The following is a 20,109-nucleotide window of genomic DNA, read 5'->3' as shown; positions in this document are numbered from 1 at the left end:
TGCGTTCTTACCTCTCGCGTCTTCAGAAGTCGGACTCTCCGAGCGCCATCCGCATCAGGCGCTCGGCATCCATCGAGTCGATCGAGTCCGGCTCGCCCGCCTCGTCGGCGGCGGCCGGGTCCGGGCCCTGGACACGGATCCCCGCCAGCTCCAGCAGGGCATCCATCAGGCCCGCGTCCCGCAGGCGGTTCAGCGGAATTGCGGCCAGCGCCCGGCGGATCTCGTCCTCGTCCGCCGTGCCGCCCGCGTCCTGCGCCGGCACCAGTGCGGCGCGCACATACTCGGCGAGGGCGCGCGAGGTCGCGTAGTCGAAGATCAGCGTGGCGGGCAGCCGCAGCCCGGTTGCGATCTGGAGTCCGTTGCGGAACTCGACCGCTGTCAGCGAGTCGAAGCCGAGCTCGCTGAAGGCGCGGTCGGATCCGACGGCGGTCAGGTCGGCGTGGCCGAGCACCGACGCCGCGTGCCCCCAGACCAGGTCGAGCAGTACCCGCTCCTGCTCCAGCGTGGGCAGGGCCGCCAGCCGCTGCTTCAGCTGCTCGCCGGTCTCCCTGGTGCCGGTCCGCGCGGACCGACGCGCGGTGGTACGCACCAGCCCGCGGAACAGCGGCGCCACCGCCCCCGCACCGGCCAGGGCCCGGGTGTCCAGCGGCACCGGGACGACGACGCCACGCGCCCCCGCCGTCCGGTCGAACAGCACCAGGCCGTCCTCGGCCGACACCGGCAGCACCCCCGAGCGGGACATACGGCGCAGGTCGGCGTCGGCGAGCCCGTCGGCCATACCGCCGCCGTCCTGCTGCGCCCACGGACCCCAGGCCAGGGAAACGCCCGGCAGGCCGGCCGCGTTGCGGTGCTGGACCAGCGCGTCCAGGAAGGCGTTGGCCGCCGCGTAGTTGGCCTGCCCCGGCGTACCGAACACCCCGGCCGCCGAGGAGAACAGCACAAACGCCGTCAGGTCCAGGTCCCGGGTCAGCTCGTGCAGATGCAGCGCGGCATCCACCTTGGGCCGGAAAACAGTGTCCAGCCGCTCCGGGGTCAGGGCGCCGATGACCCCGTCGTCCAGCACACCGGCGGCATGGACGACACCGGTCAGCGGGCGCTCGGCGGGTACCGATCCCAGCAGTGCGGCCAGTGCCTCACGGTCCGCCACGTCACAGGCCGCGACGGTCACCTCGGCACCCAGCCCGGCGAGTTGTTCGCACAGCTCGGCCGCACCAGGTGCGTCCATACCGCGCCGGCTGGTCAGCAGCAGATGCCGCACCCCGTGCTCGGCCACCAGGTGACGGGCCACGATCCGGCCCAGCCCACCGGTGCCACCGGTGATCAGCACCGTCCCGGCGGCGTCCCAGACGGTCGCCCGGTCCTGGTCCTGGCCCTGGTCCGGACCACGGTCCGAGGCGGCAAGTTGGGCGGCCTTGACCAGGCGCGGCGCCAGCAACTCACCGTCCCGCAGCGCCAGCTCTCGCTCCCCGCCGTCTACCGCGTCGGCGGCAAGCGCACCGAGTACGTCCTCCGGCAGCTGGTCCTCGTTGGTGTCCAGGTCGACCAGGAGGAAGCGGTCCGGGTGCTCCTCCTGCGCGGCGCGCAGCAGCCCCCATACGGCGGCGTGCGCCGGATTCGCGACATCGGCTTCGGCGCTGGTCGCGACGGCCCCACGGGTCGCCACCACCAGTCGGGACGCCGCGAACCGCTCCTCGGCCAGCCACTGCTGGATCAGGCCGAGTACCCGGCCCGCCACGTGACGGGTGGCCGCGGCCAGGTCGCGGGCCTCACAGGCGTCACGGTCCTGGTCGGGGGCGGACAGCGGCAGCAGCACCAGCCCCGGCACTGCGTCCGCTCCGGTCAGAGCGGCAAGGTCGTCGCCCTCCAGCACGGCCCACTTCTCGGTGGCGGTGGCCGCCGTGGTGGCCGGCGACCGGTCCTGCGGCACCGGCTGCCACTCGGTCCGGAACAGCGCGTCGCGCAGGGTGTCCCTGGCCGCGACCAGTTGGTCCTGCACAAGGGGCCGCAGTGCCAGGGTCCCGACGAGAGCGACCGGCGCACCCGTCCCGTCGGCGATCACGAGCGACACCCCGCCCGCAGCGGCTGAGACCTTGACCCGGACCGTCTCGGCCCCGGTGGCGTGCAGTGCGACTCCGCTCCAGGCGAAGGGCAGCAGCGCCCGGCCGTCGTCCTCGACGAAGTCACCGAGCCCGATGGCGTGCAGCGTGGCGTCCAGCAGCGCCGGGTGCAGTCCGAACGACTCGCCGCCCGTGCCCTCGTCCAGGGCGACCTCGGCGAACACCTCGTCGCCCTTGCGCCAGGCGGCGGTCAGGCCCTGGAAGACCGGCCCGTAGTCGAGCCCGAGCCCGGCGAGCCGGTCGTAGAGCCCGTCGACCGCGATGGTCTCGGCACCGGCCGGCGGCCAGGCCGTGAGGTCGAAGACCGGAGCGGGGGCGTCGGCGGCCAGCACACCGGTGGCGTGCCGCGTCCACGACTCGTTCCCGAACTGCGCGTGCACACTCAGCGGACGCCGTCCCGTCTCATCCCGCTCTCCGACCAGGACCCGCAGCTCCACCGCGCCCCGCTCGGGCAGCACCAGCGGCGCCTCCAGCGTCAGCTCCTCGAGGAGGTCGCAACCGACCTCGTCACCGGCGCGGATCGCCAGCTCCACGAAGACGGTGCCGGGCAGCAGGACCACGCCCGACACGGCGTGATCGGCCAGCCACGGGTGGCTCTGCAACGACAGCTGTCCGGTAAAGAGATGCCCCTCCGGCACCGCGATCGCGGTCCCGAGCAGCCCGGCCCCCGAAGCGGGAGACGTGTCCAACCAGTAGCGGTCGTGCTGGAAGGCGTACGTGGGCAGATCGACGCGGGCTGCGCCCGTACCCGTGAAGAATGCGGGCCAGTCGACGGAGTTGCCGGTGACGTGGACTCGACCGAGAGCCGAGACGACGGCCTCCGGCTCGGGCCGGTTCTTGCGCAGGGCCGGGATGAAAGCGACGTCCTCGGCGTCGGGCAGGCAGTCCTGCGCCATCGCCGTCAGGACGCCGCCGGGGCCCAACTCCAGGAAAGTACGGACGCCTTCGGCGTGGAGGCTCTGGATCTCGTCGTGGAAGCGGACGGCCTCACGGACATGCCGCACCCAGTACTCCGGCGACGTCACCTCCCCCGTCATCGCGATGCGCGGCGGGTTGAAGGTCAGCGACTCGGCGACCTTGCGGAAGTCGGCCAGCATCCCGTCCATACGGAAGGAGTGGAAGGCGTGCGAGACCGTCAGCCTCTTGGACGTCGCGAACTGCCCAGCGACAGCGAGAACCGCGTCTTCGTCGCCGGAGATCACCACAGCGTTGGGGCCGTTGACGGCCGCGATGTCCACGCGATCGGTGAGGAGCGGCAGCACCTCCCCCTCGGACGCCTGGAGCGAGACCATCGCCCCACCGGTCGGGAGGGCCTGCATCAGGCGGCCGCGCGCGGCGACCAGCTTGGCCGCGTCCGCCAGCGACAGCACCCCGGCGACGTGCGCGGCAGCCAGCTCACCGATCGAGTGACCACCGACGAAGTCCGGGCGCACACCCCACGACTCGACGAGCCGGAACAGGGCGACCTCGACCGCGAACAGCGCGGCCTGAGTGAACTCCGTCTGGTCCAGCTTCCCGGCATCGTCCAGCACCGCCGGGTCCAACCCCAGTGCCGCACACGCCTCACCGAAAGCCGACGCGAACACCGGGAACGCATCCCGCAACTCCCGGCCCATCCCGACCCGCTGCGCACCCTGGCCGGTGAAGAGCACCGCGAGCTTGCCGCCCAACACCCGGCCCGACGTCACATCGGACCCGACAACGACCGCCCGGTGCTCGAACGACGCCCGACCGGTCGCCAGCGAGAACCCGACATCCACCGGGTTCAGATCGGCAGCCGCGCGCCGCACCCGCTCGACCTGAGAGCTCAGCGCAGCCTCGCTCTTTGCGGAGACCACCCAGGGCACCACCGGCAGCTCGACACCGCCCTCAACAGGGACATCAACCTCCGGCGCCTGCTCCAGAATCACATGCGCATTCGTCCCGCTGATGCCGAACGAGGACACACCCGCCCGGCGCGGACGCTCGCCAGCCTGACGCCACTCACGCGCCTCGGACAGCAGCTCAACCGCACCCGCCGACCACTCCACCTGCGGCGACGGCTCATCGACGTGCAGGGTCTTCGGCAGCACGCCGTGCCGCATCGCCATGACCATCTTGATCACACCGGCAACTCCAGCCGCCGCCTGCGTATGGCCCAGGTTCGACTTGATCGACCCGAGCCACAAGGGCTCACTCTCTCGGTCCTGGCCATACGTGGCCAACAGCGCCTGTGCCTCGATCGGGTCGCCCAGCCGGGTCCCGGTGCCATGCGCCTCCACCGCGTCCACATCGGCGGTCGCGAGCCCCGCCCCGGCCAGCGCCTGACGGATCACCCGCTGCTGGGAAGGACCGTTGGGCGCGGTCAGACCGTTGCTCGCGCCGTCCTGGTTGATCGCCGAACCCCGCACCACCGCCAGCACCTGATGGCCATTACGACGGGCATCCGACAGCCGCTCGACGAGCAGCATGCCGACACCCTCGCCCCAACCCGTACCATCCGCCGCACCGGCGAACGCCTTGCACCGGCCGTCCCCGGCCAAGCCGCGCTGCCGGGAGAAGTCGATGAACGTCTCCGGCGTCGCCATGACGGTGACGCCACCGACGAGTGCCATCTCGCACTCGCCCTGCCGCAGCGCCTGGATCGCCCAGTGCAGCGCGACCAGCGACGACGAGCAGGCCGTGTCGACCGTCACCGCCGGGCCCTCCAGACCCAGGGTGTAGGCGACCCGGCCGGAGGCGATGCTGCCGCCGGTCCCGAGGAATCCGTCCACCCGGTCGCCGGCCTGCTGCACCAGGAAGTCGTAGTCGTTGTACATCACACCGGCGAACACACCAGTGCGGCTGCCGCGCACCGACACCGGGTCGATCCCGGCCCGTTCGAACGCCTCCCAGGACGCCTCCAGCAGCAGGCGGTGCTGCGGGTCCATGGCCGCCGCCTCACGCGGGCTGATGCCGAAGAAGGACGGGTCGAACTCGGCCGCGTCGTGCAGGAATCCGCCCGACCGGGTGTAGGTGGTGCCCCGGTGGTCGGGGTCCGGGTGGTAGAGCGTTTCGATGTCCCAGCCGCGGTCCGTGGGGAAGTCGCTGATCGCGTCGCCGCCGGTGACCAGCAGCTGCCACAGCTCCTCCGGCGAGGACACCCCGCCCGGGTACTGGCAGCTCATGCCGACGATGGCGATCGGATCGTCCTCGGTGGACCGGACCGGCACCGCGACCTCGGCCGGTGCCTGCTCGTCGCCGAGAATCTCCGCTCGCAGATGGTCGGCGAGCGCGTCCGCCGTCGGGTAGTCGAAGACCAGCCCCGCAGACAGCCGCAGCTCGGTGGCCGCGCTGAGCCGGTTGCGGAGCTCGACGCCGGTGAGCGAGTCGAAGCCGATGTCGCTGAACGACCGCAGCGGGTCCACATCGGCGGCCGACTCGTAGTCGAGCACCGCGGCGACGTGTCCGCGCACCAGGTCGACTAGGGCCGCCTTGCGCTCCGGTTCCGGCAGCGCCAGCAGCGTCTGACCCAGCGCGCCCGAACCGGCCGCACCGGAGCCGGTGCCGGCGCCCGTCGCCGCACGCCGTGCCGGGGCCCGCACCAGGCCGCGCAGCATCGAGGGCACCTCGCCCCCGGCAGCTGCCAGGGCCCGGGTGTTCAGATGGATCGGTACCAGCACGGCGACGCCATCGGCGGCGTCGACGGTTCCGGCAGAGCCGATCCGGACGGCGGCGTCGAGCAGGGCCAGGCCCTCCTCGTCGGACAGCGGGGCGAATCCCTCCCGCGTCATCCGGTCGATGTCCGCCTGGTTCAGCTCACCGGCCATGCCGCCGTCCCGCTGCCACAGGCCCCAGGCCAGCGAGACGCCGGCCAGCCCGGCGGCCCGGCGGTGCGCCGCCAGAGCGTCCAGGAAGGCGTTGGCGGCCGCGTAGTTGGCCTGGCCGAGGTTGCCCAGCACCCCGGCGGCGGAGGAGAACAGCACGAACGCCGTCAGGTCCAGGTCGCGGGTCAGCTCGTGCAGATGCCAGGCCGCGTCCGCCTTGGGGCGCAGGACCGTGTCCATCCGCTCCGGCGTCAACGAGCCGAGCAGGCCGTCGTCCAGCACACCGGCCGCGTGCACCACACCGGTCAGCGGCTGTTCGGCAGGGACGGAGGCCAGCAGAGCCGCCAGCGCGCCCCGGTCGGCCACATCGCAGGCCGCGATGGTCACCTCGGCACCCAGCCCGGCGAGTTCCTCGCGCAGCTCGGCCGCACCAGGTGCGTCCATACCGCGCCTGCTGGTCAACAGCAGATGCCGCACCCCGTGCTCGGCCACCAGATGCCTGGCCACCAGCGCACCCAGACCACCGGTGCCACCGGTCACCAGAACCGTGCCATCCGCGCCGTCCGTGCCATCCGCGCCCCAGGGCCGCGCCTGGCCCGCCCCGGCCGCGGCGGCAGCCCGCGCGAGCCGGGGGACGGAGACGGTACCCCGGCGCACCGCGAGCTGCGGCTCACCGGAGGCGATCGCAGCCGGCAGTGCCCGGCAGGACTCGGCCGACTCGTCCAGCTCGATGAGGAGGAAGCGGTCCGGGTGTTCGGACTGCGCGGAGCGCACCAGGCCGCCGATCGCGGCGTGCGCCAGGGTCGCGGAGTCGGTCACCACCGCCAGCCGGGAGGAGGCGAACTCCTCCGCGTCCAGCCATGCCTGGAGCAGGCCGAGCACCCGATGCGTCTCGCTGTGCACCGGGGCCGTCCCGTCGGCGACGGGCAGGCAGGGCGCCAGGACGAGGCCAGGCAGCCGACCGCCGCGCGCGCTGAGCGCGTCGAGGTCGGCGTACGTCTCCACCTGCGCGTCGGCCTGACGGAGCCGCGTCGGCAGGGGTGCGTCGTCGGCACCGAGCACGACCCAGCGCGCGGTGCCGTCCGCCGCGCCCGCGTCCGCCGTACCGGAGGCCGCGTCGGCGGCCGCCGCAGCGGCGCCCGGGGTTACGTCCAGCGCGGTCCACTCCAGCCGGAACAGCGAGTCGCCCACCCGTGCGCCACCGAGCTGGTCGCGTGTGACCTGCCGCAGCAGCAGCGAGTCGACGGAGGCGACCGGGGCTCCGGCGGCGTCGGCGAGGTCGAGGGACATCCCGTTGCCGTCGGCGGCGGCCCGGACGGTGACCCGCAGCGCCGTGGCGCCGGAGGCGTGCAGGGTCACCCCGCTCCAGGCGAAGGGGAGCTCGGCCTGCTCGGCGTCGGGGTCCGCGAGCTCAAGCGCATGCAGGGCGGCGTCCAGCAGCGCGGGGTTGAGGCCGAACCGTCCGGTCTCCACGCCCTCCGGCAGGGACACCTCGGCGTAGGTCGTGCCGTCCTTGCGCCAGGCGGCGGTCAGCCCTTGGAAGGACGGCCCATACTCCAGTCCCCGCTCGGCGAGCTGGTCGTAGAGCCCGTCGACCGGTACGGGCTCCGCCCCGGCAGGCGGCCACTCGGCCGACATCGGCGCCTTGGCCGCCGCCAACTCCTCGGCCGTCTTCGCGCCCGCGGCCAGGACGCCGGAGGCGTGCCGGGACCACGGCAGGTCCTCCGCCGCGCCCTCCGGGCGGGAGTGCACGGTCAGGCTGCGGCGGCCCGAGTCGTCGGCCTCGCCGACGGTGACCCGCAGTTGCACCGCCCCGCGCTCCGGCAGGACCAGCGGAGCCTCAAGCGTCAGCTCGTCGAGCGTCTCGCAACCGACCCGGTCGGCGGCCTCGATGGCGAGGTCGACGAAGGCGGTGGCGGGCAGCAGGACGGTGCCCAGCACCGCGTGGTCGGCCAGCCAGCCGTGCGACTGCAGGGACAGCCGGCCGGTGAGGACCCATCCGTCCGGCAGCGCGACCGCCGCACCCAGCAGCGGGTGATCCGTGCTGGCGAGCCCGGCGGAGGAGACGTCGCCCGTCGACGCCGAGCGGTTCGGCCAGTAGCGGCGGCGCTGGAAGGCGTAGGTGGGCAGGTCAACGCGGCGGGCGCCGGTGCCCGCGAAGAAGGCCGGCCAGTCCACGGCGACGCCCTGGACGTGGAGTCGGCCCAGCGCGGCACCGGCGGTCTGAAGCTCCGGCCGGCTGCGGCGCAGCGCGGGCACGAAGGTGACGTCGTCGGCGTCGGGCAGGCAGTCCTGTGCCATGGCGGTGAGCACTGCGTCCGGGCCCAGCTCCAGGAAGGTGCGGACGCCCTCGGCGTGCAGGGTCCGGATGCCGTCGGCGAAGCGGACGGCCTGACGGACATGGCGCATCCAGTACTCGGGCGAGCACAGCTCTTCTGGGGTGGCCGGACGCCCGGTGACGTTCGAGACCACCGGAATTCGCGGCGCCTGGAAGGTCAGCCCCTCCGCAACGTGGCGGAAGTCGTCGAGCATGCCGTCCATACGGAACGAGTGGAAGGCGTGCGAGACCTTCAGCCGCTTGGTCTTGCGGCCCAGGGACTGGAAGTGCCTGGCCAGCCCCAGTACGGCGTCCTCGTCGCCGGAGAGCACCACGGCGCTGGGGCCGTTGATCGCCGCGATGTCCACGCCGTCGGTCAGCAGCGGACGGAGCTCGTCCTCGCTCGCCTGGAGCGACACCATCGCCCCACCAGTCGGCAGCGCCTGCATCAGCCGGCCGCGCGCGGCAACCAGCTTGCCCGCGTCCGCCAGCGACAGCACCCCGGCCACGTGGGCGGCGGCCAGCTCGCCGATGGAGTGCCCGGCAACGAAGTCCGGCTTGACGCCCCACGACTCGACCAGCCGGAACAGCGCCACCTCGACGGCGAACAGCGCGGCCTGGGTGTGCTGGGTCTGGTCGAGAAGCTCCGCCTGACCGAACACCTCGGCATCCAGACCAAGGGCCGCGCATGCCTCGTCGAAGGCGGTCGCGAAGACCGGGAAGGTGGCGTGCAGTTCCCGGCCCATGCCGGCGCGCTGCGCGCCCTGGCCGGTGAAGAGTACGGCGAGACCGGCGTCGTCCCGGGCCACGCCGACCGCGGTGCCCAGCACCGGCTTGCCCTTGGCCAATGCGGCCAGTCCACGGAGGAAGTCCTGCCGACGGGCACCGACGATCACGGCCCGGTGCTCGAAGTCGGCCCGGCCGGTGGCCAGCGAGAAGCCGACGTCCGTCGCGTCCAGCTCGGCGACCGCGCCGTGCAGACGCTCGGCCTGGGCCCGCAGTGCCTTGGGGGTCTTGCCGGAGAGCACCCAGGGCACCACCGGCAGCTCGACACCGCCATCCGCCGCGGCGGCCGGGACCTCGGCCTCCGGGGCCTGCTCGATGATCACATGCGCGTTCGTCCCGCTGATACCGAACGACGACACACCCGCCCGACGCGGACGCTCCAATCCGGGCCATTCACGCGCCTCGGTCAGCAGCTCCACCGCGCCCGCCGACCAGTCCACATGCGGCGACGGCTCATCCACATGCAGCGTCTTGGGCAGCACACCGTGCCGCATCGCCAAGACCATCTTGATCACACCAGCAACACCCGCCGCCGCCTGCGTATGACCCAGATTCGACTTGACCGACCCCAGCCACAACGGGTCACCGACCTCACCACGGTCCTGCCCGTAGGTGGCCAGCAGCGCCTGCGCCTCGATCGGGTCGCCCAGCGGGGTGCCGGTGCCGTGCGCCTCGACCACATCCACATCGGCCGCCGACACCCGCGCATTCGCCAGCGCCTGGCGGATGACGCGCTGCTGGGACGGGCCGTTAGGCGCGGTCAGGCCATTGCTCGCACCATCCTGGTTGATCGCCGAACCACGCACCACCGCCAGCACCGGATGACCATGACGGCGGGCGTCCGACAGCCGCTCCACCAGCAGCATGCCAACACCCTCACCCCAGCCCGTACCATCCGCCCCCGCCGCGAACGCCTTGCACCGGCCATCCGCCGACAGACCCCGCTGCCGCGAAAACCCGACGAAAATCTCCGGCGTCGCCATCACCGTCACACCACCGGCAAACGCCAGATCACACTCACCCTGACGCAACGCCTGCACCGCAAGATGCAAACCCACCAACGACGACGAACACGCCGTATCCACCGTCACCGCCGGGCCCTCCAGACCCAGGGTGTAGGCGACCCGGCCGGAGGCGATACTCCCGCCAGTCCCCAGGAAACCCTCCACCTGCTCCGCGGCCTGATCCACCACCACCCCGTAGTCGTGATACATCACCCCCGCGAACACACCCGTCCGCGAACCCCGCACCGAAACCGGATCAATCCCCGCCCGCTCCAACGCCTCCCACGACGCCTCCAACAACAACCGATGCTGCGGATCAATCGCCACCGCCTCACGCGGCGAAATACCGAAAAACCTCGGATCGAAGTCAGCAGCGTCATGCAGGAACCCACCCGAACGGGAGTAGGTCTTGCCGGGCTTGTCCGGGTCAGGGTCGTAGAGACCGTCGATGTCCCAGCCACGGTCGGAGGGAAAGTCGCTGATCGCATCCCCACCCGAGACCAACAGCCCCCACAGCTCCTCCGGCGAGGACACCCCACCAGGAAACCGGCAGCCCATCCCCACAATCACAATCGGCTCGTCGTCGACGGTCCGCGCCGGAGCCGCGTCCGCCGCCAGGGCCCGGTCGTCGCCGAGGAGTTCGGTCCGCAGGTGGTCGGCCAGGGCCAAGGGCGTCGGGTAGTCGAAGATCAGGGTCGCGGGCAGGCGCAGCCCGGCAGCGGCTCCCAGCCGGTTGCGCAGCTCCAGCGCGGTGAGCGAGTCGAAGCCCAGCTCCTGGAAAGGGCGGCCGGCCGCCACATCGCCCGGTCCGGCGTACCCCAGCACCGCCGCCACCTCGGTACGCACCAGCTCCAGCAGCTCCGCCGCACGCTCGCCTTCCGGCAGTCGCAGCAGACGCTGGTGCAGCGCGCCGCCGCCCTCCGCCCCGGCGTTCGCCGCGCGCCGGACCGGGGTGCGCAGCAGCCCCCGGAGTTTGTGCGGCACGCCCGCCGGGGCGGCCGCCAGTGCGGCGCGGTCCAGGCGCAGCGGGACGAGCAGCGAGGTGCCCGCGCCGCCGGTCCCGGTGACAGCGGTGTCGAAGAGGGCCAGCCCGTCCTCGTCGGACAGCGGCACATACCCCTCGCGGGTCATCCGCTCGGCGTCGGCAGCGGACAGCTCACCGAGCATGCCACCGGCTCGGGCCCAGGCGCCCCAGGCCAGGGAGACGGCGGGCAGCCCGGCGTCGGCCCGGTGCCGGGCCAGGGCGTCGAGGAAGGCGTTGGCGGCGGCATAGTTGGCCTGCCCCGCGCTGCCGAGCACACCGGCCGCGGAGGAGAACAGCACGAACGCCGTCAGGTCCAGGTCCCGGGTCAGCTCGTGCAGATGCCAGGCAGCGTCCACCTTCGGCCGGAAGACCGTCTCCAGCCGCTCCGGGGTCAGCGCACCGACGACACCGTCATCCAACACACCGGCGGCGTGCACCACCCCCCTCAGCGGGCGCTCGGCGGGAACAGCGGCCAGCAGCGCGGCCAGCGCCTCCCGGTCCGCCACATCACAGGCCGCCACAGTCACCTCGGCACCCAGCCCGGCCAGTTGTTCGCACAGCTCGGCCGCACCAGGCGCGTCCAGACCGCGCCGACTGGTCAACAGCAGATGCCGCACCCCGTGCTCGACCACCAGATGCCTGGCCACCAACGCACCCAGACCACCGGTGCCACCGGTCACCAGCACCGTGCCGTCCGTGCCCTCTGCGCCCCAGGGCTGCGGCTGCTCCGGCGTCGTCAGCGCCGCCTTCGACAGGCGCGGGACCAGCGCGGACCCACCCCGCAGCGCCAGCTCCGGCTGGCCGGAGGCCACCGCGCGCGGCAGGGCGGCCAGCGACTCCGGGTCGGTGTCCAGATCGACCAGGACGATGCGGCCGGGGTTCTCGGCCTGCGCCGAACGCACCAGACCCCACAGCGCCGCATGCTCCAGATCCACGGCGGCGTCCGTGGCGGAATCCACGGCGGATCCGGCCGCCACCGCGCCCTGGGTCAGCACCACCAGGGTCGAGGTCGCGGACCGGTTCTCGTCGGCCAGCCGACCCTGGATCAAGGACAGCAACCGGTGCGCCGCACCGTGCACGGCCGACACCAGGTCGGCGTCGCCGCTCTCGTCAGACGGCAGGAAGGAGAGCAGCTCGAAGTCAGCGGCGTCCGCCGCCGCGTCGGGCAGCGCCACGGCCGCCCAGTCGAGCACGTACAGCGCGTCAGCGGTCTGCGAGCGGGACCGGCGCAGCTGCTCGCCGTCGACCGGACGCAGCACGAGGGAATCGATGGAGGCGACCGGGGCGCCGGTGGCGTCCGCCAGCGCGAGCGAAGCTCCGTTGTCCGTCGGCGACACCGTCACCCGGAGTGCCGTGGCACCCGTCGCGTGCAGCGCGACACCGCTCCAGGCGAACGGCAGCTCGGCCTGCCCGGAGTCGGCATCAGCGGCCAGTCCTATGCCTATGGCGTGCAGCGCGGAGTCCAGCAGCGCCGGGTGCAGCCCGAACGACTCGCCGTCCGCACCCTCGTCCAAGACGACCTCAGCGAAGACCTCGTCGCCCCTGCGCCAGGCGGCCGTCAGGCCCTGGAACACCGGCCCGTACTCCAGCCCGGCCTCGGCAAGCTGCTCGTACAGCCCCTCGACCGGCACGGCCTCTGCCCTGGCAGGCGGCCACGGGCCCGGACCGAATCCCGGCTCCGGGGCGCCGACGGTCAGCACACCGGTGGCGTGCCGCGTCCACGACTCGTCCCCGGACCGCGCATGCACGCTCACCGCGTGCCGCCCGGTCTCGTCCGGTTCAGCGACCAGGACCCGCAGCTCCACCTCGCCCTGCTCGGGCAGCACCAGCGGCGCCTCCAGGGTCAGCTCCTCGAGGAGGTCGCAGCCGACCGTGTCACCGGCGCGGATCGCCAGCTCCACGAAGGCGGCGCCGGGCAGCAGGACCACACCGGAGACCGCGTGATCGGCCAGCCACGGGTGGCTCTGCAGCGACAGCCGACCGGTGAAGAGATGCCCCTCCGGTACGGCCACCCCCGCATCCAGCAACGGATTCCCCGTGACCGTCGGGGCATCGAGCCAGTAGTGCTGGCGCTGGAAGGCGTACGTGGGCAGGTCGACGCGGGCGGCGCCGGTTCCGGCGAAGAAGGCCGCCCAGTCGACGGAGTTGCCGGTGATGTGAACTTGGCCGAGGCCGGAGACGACGGCCTCCGGCTCGGACCGGTTCTCGCGGAGGGCCGGAATGAACGCCACGCCGTCGTTGTCCGGCAGGCAGTCCTGGGCCATCGTCGTCAGGACACCGCCGGGGCCCAGCTCCAGGAAGGTCCGCACACCTTCGGCATGCAGGGTCTGGATCTCGTCGTGGAAACGGACCGCCTCACGGACATGCCGCACCCAATATTCAGCCGAGGTCACCTCCCCGGTCATCGAAATCTTCGGTGCCTGGAAGGTCAGCGATTCCGCGACCTTGCGGAAGTCGTCGAGCATCCCTTCCATACGGAAGGAATGGAACGCATGCGAGACGGTAAGCCGCTTCGATTTCTCAAAACGCGCCGCGACAGCGAGAACCGCTTCTTCGTCACCGGAGATCACCACGGCCTTCGGCCCGTTGACCGCCGCGATATCCACACCATCGATCAGCAGCGGACGGACCTCGTCCTCCGATGCCTGGAGCGAGACCATCGCTCCACCCATCGGCAGGGCCTGCATCAGGCGACCCCGGGCGGCGACCAGCTTGCCCGCGTCCTCCAGCGACAGCACACCCGCCACATGCGCGGCAGCCAGCTCACCGATCGAATGACCACCGACGAAGTCCGGCTTCACACCCCACGACTCAACAAGCCGGAACAACGCCACCTCAACCGCGAACAACGCGCACTGCGTGAACTCCGTCTGGTCCAGCCGCTCGGCATCATCCAGCACCGCCGGGTCAAGCCCAAGCGCGCCACACGCCTCATCAAACGCCCCCGCGAACACCGGGAACGCATCCCGCAGCTCACGGCCCATCCCGACCCGCTGCGCACCCTGGCCCGCAAACAGCACCGCCAGCTTGCCACCCAGCACCCGGCCCGACGTCACATCAGAACCGACAACCACCGCACGGTGCTCGAACGAAGTCCGCCCCGACACCAGCGAGAACCCGACGTCCAACGGGTTCAACCCAGACCCGGCCTCACGGATCCGCTCGACCTGCGCCGCCAGCGCCTCCGGCGTCTTGCCCGACACCACCCACGGCACCACCGGCAGCTCAACGCCAGCGCCCGCAGCGGCAGCCCCAACCTCCGGCGCCTGCTCCAGAATCACATGCGCATTCGTCCCGCTGATGCCGAACGAGGACACGCCCGCCCTGCGCGGACGCTCGCCAGCCTGGCGCCACTCACACGCCTCGGTCAGCAGCTCGACCGCGCCCTCGGTCCAGTCCACCTGCGGCGTGGGCTCGTCGACGTGCAGCGTCTTGGGCAGCAGCCCGTGACGCATCGCCATGACCATCTTGATCACACCGGCAACACCGGCAGCCGCCTGCGTATGCCCGAGATTCGACTTCAGCGAGCCCAGCCACAACGACTCACTGTCCTCTCCCCGCTCCTGCCCATACGTCGCCAGCAGCGCCTGTGCCTCGATGGGGTCGCCGAGGCGGGTGCCGGTGCCGTGCGCCTCGACCACGTCGACATCGGCCGCCGCGACCCGGGCATTGGCCAACGCCTGGCGGATGACGCGCTGCTGCGAGGGGCCGTTCGGCGCGGTGAGCGCGCTGCTGGCGCCATCCTGGTTGATGGCCGACCCGCGGACCACGGCCAGCACGGGGTGGCCGTTGCGGCGGGCATCCGACAGCCGCTCGACGAGCAGCATGCCGGCGCCTTCGCCCCAGCCGGTGCCGTCCGCGGCGGCCGCGAACGCCTTGCAGCGGCCGTCCGGCGACAGGCCACGCTGCCGGCTGAACTCCACGAAGGTGTCGGGGGTGGACATCACGGTGACGCCACCGGCGAGCGCCATCTCGCACTCGCCCTGGCGCAGTGCCTGGATCGCCCAGTGCAGCGCGACCAGTGACGACGAGCAGGCCGTGTCGACCGTGACGGCCGGGCCTTCCAGGCCGAGGGTGTAGGCGACCCGGCCGGAGGCGATGCTGCCCGCGCTGCCGTTGCCGAGGTAGCCGTCGGCGTCGGCCGGCACGCTCTGCAGGCGGGCGGCGTAGTCGTGGTACATCACGCCGGCGAAGACGCCGATGGCTCTGCCGCGCATCGAGGCCGGGTCGATCCCGGCCCGCTCGAAGGCTTCCCAGGAGGTTTCCAGCAGCAATCGCTGCTGGGGGTCCATGGCCAGCGCCTCACGGGGGCTGATGCCGAAGAAGTCCGCGTCGAAGTCGGCGGCGTCGTGCAGGAAGCCGCCCTCGATCGAGTAGGTGGTGCCGGGCTTGTCCGGGTCGGGGTCGTAGAGTCCTTCGACGTCCCAGCCGCGGTTGGTGGGGAACTCGGAGGTCGCGTCCGCGCCCGCAGCGAGGAGTTTCCAGAGGTCCTCGGGGGTGCTGACGCCGCCGGGGAAGCGGCAGGCCATGCCGACGATGGCGATCGGCTCACGGTGCCGGTCCTCCACCTCGCGGAGCCGCTTACGCGCCTCGCGCAGGTCCGTCGTCGCTCGCTTCAGGTAGTCGAGGAGCTTCTTCTCATTCGACCCGTCCGACACCTAAGCCCCCACCGCCGAGCATTCATATAAAGCTGATGACGCTCATTTAGAACGCGTTTAAAGAATCAGCGGCAACGGTAGGGGGAGCCATGTTGTGCACCAACCCCTAGTACTCCCCTGAACGCCCCCTAGCCAGGCGCCTTGTCCGCTCCTGAGGTGCGGGGATGCGGCCATAACGGCTCACGCGTGCGCAGGTAGGGGGACATCAGGGGCGCACTAGGGGTGCCGGGCGCTCTTTTCGTTTCCTTACCCTGGCTACTCAATTCTTATGCAGCCGTGCCCGATTGAGAAAAGGGGAGTTATGCAGGATCTCGATGGATGGAGAGTGCATAACAACGGCAGCTCCGGCGACGTCGTGCTGGCCGCCGATTTCCCGATATCCGGCCGGGGCGAGGCCGGTTTCGCCGATTTCGCTCCGCTGCTCGATCCCTCGCTGACGGTCTGGGAAACCCTCCCGCCGGCGAGCGGGACGGGCCGGGTGTCCGGCCAGGAGTACCTGGAGCGCTGGCTCGACGGAGTTCGCAAGAGCAAGCTCCGGGTCCGCGCCGTGCTGAGCTTCTGCGCGGGAGCGGCCTTCGTCGGGGCGCTGGCCGACGGGATCGCCGAGTGGCAGGACGAGGCGCCCGTCATCGTCATGTTCGACCCCGAGGTGCCGACCGCGCTGACGCTGCATACGCAGTTCGTGCGGGCCATCGACCGCTTCTCCGTGTTCTTCTCGCCGGAGGAGGTGGCCCGGATGCACGCCGGTGCTCAGCGGGTGTACGCGGAGAACGGCCACGACATCGAGATGCTGCTGGAGGCCGTGAGCGGGCTGTACCGCAAGATCGGCGACGAGGGCTTCGCCAAGGCGGGGATCGATCCCAAGCACGGGGCGAGCCTGATCGAGGCGTTCAACTCCTTTGCCCGGTATCTGGTGGCCGGTGCCCAGCTGGATCCGCGGCCGGGCTGGAAGCGGTCCACCGCGATCAGCTCGTCCACTCCGACCAGCGGTCTGAACCTGGTGTCCGCCTCCGAGCGGGCCGGTCTGGTCGGCGAGGAGCTGCGGCTCGATGTGCACCACGCCGAGTTGCTGAGCAGCGAAGAGTGCGCGCGGGCCGTGACCGAGCTGCTGGGCCGGACCGCATGACGGCGGCCATGACAGCCGCGAGCCGCAAAGAGGAAGCGCTGTGGCTGCTGGAGCGCTTCGTGCCCGGCACCGGGGTGAACAATCTCTGTCTCGCCTTCGAGGTCGACGGCAGGCTGCTGCCCTCGGCCGTGCAGGACGCGCTGACCTTCCTGGTGCGCCGGCACGAGGTGCTGCGTACGGTGTTCACCGGCGCGGGCGCCGGGCTGTCCAAGCGGGTGCTGGACGCCGAGGGTGTGAAGGTCCTGCTGACCGAGGCGGAGCTGCCCGGGGACGCGCAGGCGGGTGACGGGCTCGGCGCGGTGCTCACCGCGTATGTGGGCGCACCGTTCGCGATGGACGGCGAGCCGCTGCTGCGTGCCCGGTTGTTCCACGGCGACCGGGGGGACGTGTTCTGTGTCGCTCTGCACCACTTGGTGTTCGACACCATCTCGACGACGACGCTGTTCATGGAGTTCGCGGCCGCGTACCGGGCGTTCGCTGTCGGCAGCGAGGTCGAGGAGTCGCTGCGCGGGGTCATCCCGGCCGCCTCGGACCCCGAGCCGACCGAGCGGAGCCTGAAGTTCTGGCGTAAGCAGCTGCGCGATTTCGACGCGGTGCAGCCGCGGCTGTGGCTGGGTTCGGAGGCGGGTGACCACCCGGACCTGGTCGGTGACACAGTGGTGCGCGTGCTGTCCGAAGAGGCGGTGGAGGTGGTGCGGCGGCTGCAGAGGGATCTGCGGGCGCCGGAGGCGGTCGTCCTGCTGGCCGCGTACTACCTGCTGCTGGCGCGGCACGGTGCCGGTCCCGACCTGGTCGTCGGCTCTCCGGTCAACAGCCGCGGGCCCCAGGACGCGGCGGCCATCGGCTACCACGTGAACGTGGTCCCGGTGCGCGCCAAGGTCGATCCGGCCCAGGGTTTCGGCAAGCTGGTGCGGGCCGCCCGCAGTGCCTTCCTGAACTCGATCTCGGCCGCCGATGTGCCGGTCGACTCGCTGCTGCTGGAGGTGGACCGTGCCGGCTCGTGGCGGAACACCCTCTTCCAGCACGTGTTCAACTACGTGCCCGGGGTGGAGGTGCCGGAGTTCGACTTCGAGGGGATGACGGCGCGCTTTCTGACGGTCGAGAACGGGTTCAGCAAGTTCGACCTGGAGTTCTTCATCCTGCCGTCGGAGGACGGCATCCGGATCCGGACCGCCTACCACACCGGGGCGTTCGACCGGGACGAGGTGGAGCTGCTGATGTGGCGGTACGAGGCGCTGCTGCTGGCCGTCGCCGAGGACCTGGACCGGCCGGTCGGCGAGATCCCGGTCTGGTCCCGGACCGACCGCGAGGTGATCGCGGCGGCGCACCGGACCGGGGAGCCGGTTGCGGAGCGGGCACCTGACGTGCCGGCCGCGTTCGCCGAGCGGGTGCGTACCGCGCCGGAGGCCGTCGCGGTGGTGGACGGCGAGCGCTCGGTGACGTACGCGCAGGTGTGGGACGCGGCCACTCGGACCGCACGGCAGTTGACCGAGGCCGGGATCGGCTCCGGCGATGTGGTGGCGGTGGCGGCTTCGCGGAGCGCGGAGCTGGCGGCGGCGGTGTTCGGCGTGTGGCTCGCGGGCGCCGCCTATCTGCCGGTCGACCCCGAGCACCCGGAGCGGCGGGTCACATACCAACTGGAGGATTCCGGGGCGCGGGCGGTGCTGCATGCTCCCGGGGTAACCGTGCCGGCCCCGTCCGGGATGATCGTCGCCCCGATGGCCGCCATCGAAGAGGTGCCGGACGGCGAAGCCGCGGCGGGACCTGAGGAGATCGGCGCCGGGGCGGACGAGCTGGCGTACCTGATCTACACCTCGGGCTCCACCGGTCTGCCCAAGGGCACCCGGCTCACCCATGGCAACCTGGCCAACCTGGTCGAGCACTTCCGTGGCGAGCTGGCGGCCGCGGCGGGCCAGAGCACGCTGTGGCTGACCACGTTCACCTTCGACATCTCGGCGCTGGAGCTGTTCCTGCCGCTGGTGTCGGGTGGGCGGCTGGTGGTGGCGCCGGACGAGGCGCGCACCGATGGCGCCGTCCTGGCGTCGACGCTGGAGCGGCACGAGGTGCGCACCGTGCAGGCGACGCCGACCACCTGGCGGCTGGTGCTCGAGGCCGCAGGCGGAGTGCTCGCGGGCCGGAACGTGCTGTGCGGCGGCGAACCGCTGCCGGCCGCGCTGGCGCGGGACCTGATCGCCACCGGCTGTGTGCTGCGGAACGTCTACGGGCCGACGGAGACCACGATCTGGTCGACCTCGGGGCTGCTGGACGATCCCGCCATCGAGCGGGTCAGTGCCGGCCGGCCGATCCGTGACACCCAGGTGTTCGTGGCCGACCCCGAGGGGCGTGAGCTGCCGCTGCTGGTGCCCGGGGAACTGTGTGTCGCCGGGGGCGGGGTGGCCGCGGGCTACCACGACCGGCCCGAGCTGACGGCGGAGCGCTTCGGCGAGCACGCCTCCCTCGGCCGCTTCTACCGCACCGGGGACCGGGCGCGCTGGCTGGCCGACGGCACGCTGGAGGTGCTGGGGCGCTCCGACCGGCAGATCAAGCTGCGCGGGGTGCGGATCGAACTCGGCGAGCTGGAGGCTGTGCTGGGCGGTCATCCCGAGGTGCTGGCGTGCGCCGTGGTCGTCGTGGGCGACACCGGCGCGGACGCGATACTGGTCGCCTTCGTCGAGTCGGCATCGGCGGGTGAGGCGATGACCGAGTCGCTGTGGAGTTACGCGGCCGAGCGGCTGCCGCGGGCTTGTGTGCCGCAGGAGTTCGTCGTGCTGGAGGCGCTTCCGACCAATGCCAGCCAGAAGGTGGATTACCCTGAATTGACACGTATTGCAGCACAGCGCCGCTTCGATGTTACCAAGGTGGGGACGAACGCGTCAGCGGATCACGAGGACGAACTCGTCGCTGAGCTCATCACGCTCTGGCAGAAAGTGCTCGGCCGGGGTGATATCACTGGTGACAGCAACTTCTTCACGCACGGCGGCCATTCGCTCCTTGGGGTGCTGCTCGTGCAGCGGATCGAAGAAATGAGCGGGGCTCGCATCCAGCTGCCAGACATCTTCACGCACTCGACGCCATCGGCCGTGGCGGCGCTCATCCGGAGCAAGGGAACGGCACCCGCGAAGCGTTGACCGCCCGGCAGAAGGTGGTTGCGTGATACATCACGCAACCACCTTCTGTGTTCCTTCTTCCGGACAGGACGGTTACGCTACGGAGCGCTAATTCAACCGTGCGTTACATTGCGTTAATTTCCCCCTCGGCGACGCGGCGCAAATTACACGGCCCCGCAATGAGA

2 protein-coding genes and 1 pseudogene are annotated in these 20,109 nt (G+C 71.6%); 2 read left to right on the top strand and 1 reads right to left on the bottom strand.

The annotated features are described in order from the left end of the window. Nucleotides 1-22 precede the first annotated feature (22 nt). Nucleotides 23-15,676 (bottom strand): annotated as a pseudogene (locus AC0KTA_RS41220) (SDR family NAD(P)-dependent oxidoreductase); the annotation flags it as partial. A 340-nt stretch (nucleotides 15,677-16,016) separates the two neighbouring features. Between AC0KTA_RS41220 and AC0KTA_RS41215 the strand changes: the two are divergent. After that, a complete protein-coding gene (locus AC0KTA_RS41215) occupies nucleotides 16,017-16,817 on the top strand; it encodes a hypothetical protein (protein ID WP_481057073.1) in 801 nt (266 codons plus the stop codon). A gap of 8 nt (nucleotides 16,818-16,825) precedes the next feature. Next, nucleotides 16,826-19,945 (top strand): non-ribosomal peptide synthetase, encoded by a 3,120-nt coding sequence (locus AC0KTA_RS41210; RefSeq protein ID WP_481057072.1) that lies wholly within the window; start codon nucleotides 16,826-16,828, stop codon nucleotides 19,943-19,945. Nucleotides 19,946-20,109: the final 164 nt, after the last annotated feature.

Source organism: Streptomyces sp. Y309, from assembly GCF_056712025.1.
This window is presented reverse-complemented; position numbering and strand designations above follow the sequence as displayed.

What these genes read in the sequence shown, in the direction of transcription:
- AC0KTA_RS41210 (WP_481057072.1), top strand. Translation starts at nt 16,826, where the DNA reads ATGACAGCCGCGAGCCGCAAAGAGGAAGCGCTGTGGCTGCTGGAGCGC.